At 52.1% G+C, this 7038-nt stretch carries 4 protein-coding genes; 2 read left to right on the forward strand and 2 right to left on the reverse strand.

Annotated features, from left to right (window positions below; translation table 11 throughout):
* Positions 1-522 precede the first annotated feature (522 nt).
* Both H6F76_RS08995 and H6F76_RS09000 read right to left on the reverse strand, forming a co-directional pair.
* A complete protein-coding gene (locus H6F76_RS08995; RefSeq protein WP_190507556.1) occupies positions 523-1035 on the reverse strand; it encodes a DUF1993 domain-containing protein in 513 nt (170 codons plus the stop codon).
* A gap of 397 nt (positions 1036-1432) precedes the next feature.
* Positions 1433-1762 carry a hypothetical protein gene (locus H6F76_RS09000; RefSeq protein ID WP_190452824.1) on the reverse strand — a complete coding sequence of 110 codons (330 nt, stop codon included), beginning with the start codon at positions 1760-1762 and terminating at the stop codon, positions 1433-1435.
* 600 nt (positions 1763-2362) lie between these two features.
* Between H6F76_RS09000 and H6F76_RS09005 the strand changes: the two genes are divergently transcribed.
* Positions 2363-3469 (forward strand): DUF6745 domain-containing protein, encoded by a 1107-nt coding sequence (locus tag H6F76_RS09005; protein ID WP_190507557.1) that lies wholly within the window; start codon positions 2363-2365, stop codon positions 3467-3469.
* Positions 3470-3567: 98 nt separating this feature from the next.
* Complete coding sequence (locus H6F76_RS09010; RefSeq protein WP_190507558.1) at positions 3568-6249, forward strand: HEAT repeat domain-containing protein; 2682 nt, start codon at positions 3568-3570, stop codon at positions 6247-6249.
* Positions 6250-7038 lie beyond the last annotated feature (789 nt).

Here is a 7038-nt window from a genome sequence, read left to right on the forward strand (position 1 = left end):
CGGCAAGATCTGGTTCGTCAGCGCAGTTTAGGGACGATCGCTGATCCTCAGTACAAAGCGGCAATCCAAGCGCTCTCTCAACAAGTTAAAGGCTCAAGCCGGTGAGTGCCAAATAGCAACCTGCCCCCTCTCTGATGCTGACACTCAAACTGGATCAACCCGGAGTTGAGCCAACATAGACATTGTGCCGAGATAAGTGTAAAAGTTTATCATATGGGTGTTAAAGCCTTTCCATGTAAGGCTTTCAGCGTTCGCCTCAAAACAGGGGTGATTTTGTTGGTTAGTTGCGGGTGGCAGCAGCGGTTCCAATACTGAGCCTTACTTCGACAGATGCTCTGTAACTCAATCTGGATAAGGCTTTCCAGTGTATCTTGCACTTTTTTACCTTAGCCGCATCCCAGCTTGCATCTTTGCCGAAAAGAAGCATTTTCGGCCTTGTTTCTAAGCATTAACAGCTCAAATCAGCGGCGGCTATTAAACGAAAATTAACTTGACTGTCCGTTGCCTTTAAATAGTTAGGCTTCATTCCTTTCTGATTGATGGCACCAAGTGCAGCATATAGTCTCGTTTGCCAATTGGCACCCCAGCCATGCGAAGAATATCGTAAGCCGTGACCAGATGAAAGTAAAAGTTTGGCATGAGAAATTCATTGACATAGGCATGACCAGACAACTCAAGGTACAGGCTCTGACCCAATTCAATGCGCGTCACCTCAGCTAGCTTTGTGTCTTCAACGTGAGCACCCGAAAGAAGTTCTTTAGTGTTTGCTATGTGCTCGTCTGCCTGCGCGAGAGCTGTGACGTCTGGATCGAGATGATTCGCCGGTTTACCATCACACCAGAGAGCAAAGTTGCGTGGTTGATTGCAGGTGAAAGCAATCTGTGTACCGAAGGGCAACATATCAGCCGCAAGCCGCTTCTGAAGGAACGACTCATCATCACGAAAGTGAGTTCGAGCTGACTCCAAAAGATGCTCAAGAGTCGCTAAGCGGCTTTGGAAGAGGGTTCGGATTAAAGCTATATGCTGGCTTTGCATTTTGTGATCCCTCAGGATTTCTCTATGAACCCTAGCTGTATTTAGATTTAGAACAAATTTCAGCCGAACGATTTAGCTTACTCGCCGCTGGAGGCTGGTGGAAGCACGAGCGTAGAGTATAGGCGGTCGAGTGCAGCACCTTGTTCTGTTGCTGTCGGTCACCCACAAAGCACCCCAAGAACCAATGGTAGAGACAACAATTTGACTCACTGCTGCGCCTCTGAGTTGATGACACTGTCTTGATGTACTTGCTTGATCTTAAAGCCTCGCTTCCCCAACCATGAAATGGGCGTACTGTCCTCGCTGCCATGTGAAGCAGCCCAAGGCCCGGCATCACCCCCTGCGTGGCCCCGATTGACATAAGGACGTTGTGTCGGCGGTCAAGTACCTGCTGTGGTTAGACGACCTCTGCTTCGCCGCTAAGACTAGCAAAATGCTCCTGCAGTAAGTCGAACAACTGGTCATCCCTAAGGCCTGCTTCGTTGCAGCAGTGCAGAAAGTGCCACGCTAACTCATACCAATCGGCAGCCACAGGTGCCGGCCACAGCCGATACATCACCACACGCAAGCCACTCAATGCGTCCGGGCTGACGGACCGCTGGCTGGCATCGTGGTACTGCCATGCACGTACGCGGACGACGGCTAGCGCCTCTGTGGAAAGCGCACCGCGCTCGTAAGCATCGGCCGCCGCCGTCCAGTCAGCGACCGCAGCAGGTAGGTGGCTCATGAGCAGCTGCGCGCAGGCTCGCATCAAAGCACGCCAGCACTTTAAGCACTCAGGACCACAGCAGCGAGACTCAAGTCGCTCAATCGCGTCCCACAGATTGTCCTCCTGTGTCTTGATCGCTCACCTCCATCGACTTTAAGATCAGAGACAGAGAGTCTCTACCGCTCTCCTAGTGACTGACTGAACTAGAACTGATCTCAATCACCGTTCGGTTCTAGTCTGCCACACCGATGCTCTCGTTCCCGTGGGCTTCTAAGGCACCAGTGAGGCACCGCTGCTGTCGTTGGTGAGCTGCGGGTGGCAGCTAACAACCAAAGCTGGGAAACAAACTGACAAGTAACGAGCGGGCATGAAGGCACTTTGGCTCCCGGTCTTCACGCGTTTGGTCTGCGGCAAGCGCGCTCTTTAGGACTAGCAACATCGCGATTGCAGCCGATGCTGACCGTTGTTGCCCTGCACATGAGGCGAATGGTAGCGTGGTTAGTTATAGGGAGTGCCTCCTGCTGACACGCGGACGGCTTGCTTGATGGCACTAGCACCCGTGCCAGATGACGTGGAACACAAGCGCTAACGGTCTCCATCACTACTCCAACCCCATTTGTGAAGCCTGATTCTGCTCCAAGTGAACGACTGACCTCAGAGCCGCTCAACCTGCTACCGCAGTATCGGCAGAAGTGGTTGCAGTTTGCCTGGTCAACGGAGTCGATCGATCAAGCAACCGCCATAGAAGCCATCGATGCAATGTATGGTCGGGCTAAACTGGAACCACCTCAAATTGAATTTTGTGCCAATCCACTGGAACTGCGAGAGCGAGTGGAGTTCTATTTAGAGCGCGATCCAGAGGGATTGCGCCAGCCCTGGTATTACTTGCTGTATAGCTGTTGGTCCGAAATTCGCAAGCGGTTGGATAGGCCCCTCTGGACAAACTTGTATGAGCACATGGGCGGCGAGTTGTTTGATGACTTGAGCCAACAACTGCGAGACCCCCTGGAAAAGCAGTTGCAGCGTCAATGGGGCACGATCAGCCATGAGTTGGGATTGCACTGGCATCGTGGGTTAGAAGCTACGTTGTGGGAGGTGATGCAATATCCTACCTGGCTCATTAGTAATGGCGCGTTGATCGATTTTTGTGTCACCGAGTTGGGCTATACCTGGCAGGAAGAAGATTGGCTCATTGAGCGGGGGAATACCTGTGATCAGGAGCAGTGGCCGCTGATGCAGACAATTGCTGCACAAGTTGGCTGGGTTGTGCCGTTGAAGCAAATGTGTTGGGTTTGCGATCGCCCCCATAAGTGGGCGTTTGACAGCGCAGGACAATTACATGGACAAAGGGAACCTGCGATCGAATATTCAGGAGGCTTTCAGGTCTACGCCTATCATGGACTCTGGCTTGATGACCGCTTTCGGAAAAAGCCGCCCAGCCAATGGCAACCAATTTGGTTGTGCTCTCGTCCCAATCCCCCCTATGAGCGCATGATCATTCAGGAGATTGGTTACGCTCGTCTCTGCCAGGAATATAAAATCAAAATCGTCGATACCTGGCAAAACCATACGTTGCTCTGGTTTCCACTGGGTGGAGGACGGAAGGTGTATTTATTGAAAACTGTTGACGAGGCAACGGGAACCAACCAATATGTTGAAGTTCCAGCTCTAACATCCGTCCGTGCCGCCATTGCTTGGGTGAACGAGCAGACTGGCAAGGAGTAGGTTCGGTTTTCTCACTCCAGCCAACAATGTGGTATGTCGGCTTCACTGGAGAAAGGTTTATTATCCCAGCCGAGCTAGCCCAGAGAGGAACACGCAGCGTGAGATCCATTTCCGCCCTACTGAGAGCGTTACAGCACCCAGACGATGAGATGCGGAGGTTTGCCGTGTCTGACCTCTGCGAGCATCACCAGCGAACTGATCCGCGAGTGCTTCAAGCCCTCTCTGAGCAGTTATTGCAGGACGAATGTGAGCACGTGCGGGAGGTGGTGACGGAGTCACTCGGTAAGCTGGGCACGATCGCAGTGCCCCTACTCATCACTACACTCAATGACGCTGACCCCTATGTGCGACGAAAGGCGGCACAGCAACTCGGTGCATTAGGCGATGAACGGGCGATCGCACCGTTGATCCAAACCTTACAAGATGACCACCAGGATGTGCAGTATGAAGCCGCAGATACTTTGTTGAACTTGCATTCGACGCAGGCGATCGCCGCCGTGATTCAATTCTTGCAGCAACACTATTTGACCAGCAATAGCTCGCATGAAGGTCTTATCCGTAAGCTGCTCGTGCTCCAGCCAGAACCAGTGGTCGATCTCTTGCTGCAAGCTCTCACCACACACCCTAGCGACTGGACTTGTCAAGAAGCCGCAAAAATCCTGGCAGAGGTCGGAGATGAGCGAGCCATTCAACCGTTAGTCACGCTGTTTGAGCACCGGATGCTCAACGTTAACGAAACAGCCGCTCGAGCATTGGTGCAATTAGGAGCGATGGCGATTCCGGCTTTGCAAGACGCGCTCGCTTCTGAATCGCCTTGGCGAGTCTTGTGGGCCAGTTATGCTCTCGTACAACTGGGTGAATTCTCTGCTCTGGTAACCCTCCTGGATTTACTGCATCACCCATTCTGGGGGATTCGCCAGTACGCCATTGCTAATTTGACTAAGCTCGGTGATCGCCAAAGTGTCGAACCCATCATTGCGTGTCTTCAAGACTCCCATGACAAAGTGCAATTGCAGGCAGTCCAGGCCTTAGGCGCATTAAAAGACGATCGAGCGATTGAACCCTTGCTGGAATTGGCTCAGTCGTCTCCAGAACCTCTGTGGCGATCGACGATTGGAGCCTTAAGTCAGTTCAATCATCCACGGATCGCCGCACTGATGCTCACGACTGTGCAACATCCTGATCCAGTTACTCGGTATTACGCCATCCTTGCCCTCAAAACAGACGAGTCAGAACAAATCTTTCCCCTCCTGGTAAAGGCGCTTGAAGACCCAGATTGGAACGTTCGGAAAGCTGCAATTCAAGTGTTGGGCGATCGTAGTGATCCGCAAGCGGTGCGGCCTCTGATCCAGCGCTTCAAGCAAACGGAGGAACACGGTGAAGACACGATCACCGCCTTGCTCAAACTCGGAAAACCTGCGGTTGCGCCCTTAATTGCGGTCTTGAAAACCTCGACGCATGAACGGCTTCGTCATCAGGTAATCCTTCTGCTGGGGCAATTACAGGATCGAAGAGCCGTACCCGTGTTAGCAAAGATTTTGCAAGCGTCCAAAGGAGAAATACAGCATTCGGACATCGGCGATCGAGCAGCCGCCGCACAAGCACTGGGAATGATCGGGGATGCCAGTGCGATTGAGTCATTAATTGGAGCCTCACAAGACATTGATGAGAAGGTTGTTTTAAGAGTTGCTGAGGCATTGAGCCAATTTAAGCTTCCCATCGTGGTTGAACCCCTGATTCAAATCTTGCAGAAGTGGAATGGTTGGCACTTCGCCTATTCGGGACAACCAGAAGCGGTTCAAGCGATCGCCCAAACGCTGGCAGCAATCGGCGCTCAACGGGCGATTGAACCACTGCTTAAAGTCCTAGCCTGGGGTTATGAGTATCCCTGTGGTCTGGGCATGCAGGAGGAGGCAGACCGCACCGGTGGAGGCTCACCCAGCCTAACAAGAGACGTCTTGGCAGCCGATCAAGCCATTGCAGCCGCCTTAACCCAACTGACAGGTACGACCATTTCAGACTTGTTACTGGGCATTGTGCGAGACGAAGTCCATCCTTTACGAGCAACAGCCGCGATTGCCCTGGGTCGAGTGGGAGACTTAACCCTGGTTCCAGTGATGGATGCTTTGCAGGACGAAGATGCTTTTGTCCGACGCAGCGCCGCTGGCGCTCTGGGTATGATGTACGACGAGCGGGCGGTTCTCCCTCTTACAGAGGCATTGCAAGATGCAGAAGATGAGGTGGTTTTACAGGCGATTGAATCCTTGCGCTGGCTAGCGGTGCGCGCTCGGCATGTTCTTGAGGCAGTCCCCACCCTATGTCAACTGTTAACTCATACAAATTGGCAAATTCGGGAGGCGGCGGCCAGAGCCTTGAGCCAGTCACCTGATGAACAAAACTTGATACCGCTCGTGACAAGCCTCAGCGATCCTCATCCTACGGTGCGTAAGTCGGTGGTCTTTGCCTTGCGCTACTTAGGCGATGAGCGGGCGATCGCGCCCGTGCAAGCCCAACTGACCGATGAAGACTTGGACGTACGACTGGAAGCGATCCGTTGTTTAGGTGAAATCGGGGTTCCAGAGAGCGTTGAACCGCTGACCGAACTGTTGACCAATCCGGAGATGAAAGTGCGACTGGGTGCAGTAATAGCACTGCATCAGATCGGTACGGCATCTGCTGCCGCCGCTCTCATGACAGCCCTTCAGGATGAAAGCCCCTATGTGCAGGACATGGCCAATTGGGCGTTAAAGGAACTTGGCGGGCGTGCTGCACTCGATTGATGGCACGGTTCTGGGTCTTTGAGTCTTTGCGGCAAAGACACTGAAGTGTTAACGGGGTTGAGCCGATAGACGACCAAAAAAGTGCAAGATGGGCTGTAACTTTTCACCTGTAGAGGTTTCAAGAAAGAGGTAATTTAAACTGCACGGCTGAAACCCTTGATGAGTAACAGTTTGGACTATTTTTAGACAATGTACTAAGCAAAAATCAGTCGTACACAGCTTCTTTAGCTGTGGTTTCAACGGCTGAAAGCCCTATGCCCTCATACCACTTCTGCATGTTGCTGCCGTAGTGCTGATGCTAAGTCTTTCTTTGATCGATTCTGTGTCGCTCAATCTGGATCAAGCTTTCCAGCCCATCTTGCACTTTTTAGGTCGTATGTCGGCTCAACCCCTAGTCCAGAGCCTTAGGAGCTGACTGCACTCAAAACTGATCACTCAGCCTTCACAGTGTTTTGAGCCTATAGCTAAGTTCGCTTGTATAGTTGCGGGTGGCAGCAACTATACAAACAGACAAAAAGCTGAAACTATTACTGCGTAAAGCTTCCGTCGTTTGTGCCAGTTTGAGGGTAGTCCAAAGCACTGGCAGCGATCGCTGAGTCAGCAAAGCTGATGAATTGAGCGATTGTTGGTATACATACTATTTGTTCGTCGCTTCATTGAGACTTCACGACAACTGTCGGTCTTGTTCTACTGGCTTGAGAATTGTGTAGTGAGTCCTGACTTGGTCTAGCAATGAAAGCTTTCAACTCTGACACTTTGAGGCTGTAAGGCGCACGAAGAGAGCCAATC

The organism is Leptolyngbya sp. FACHB-321, from assembly GCF_014695975.1.
In the GTDB taxonomy this organism is placed as follows: Bacteria; Cyanobacteriota; Cyanobacteriia; order Leptolyngbyales; family Leptolyngbyaceae; genus Stenomitos.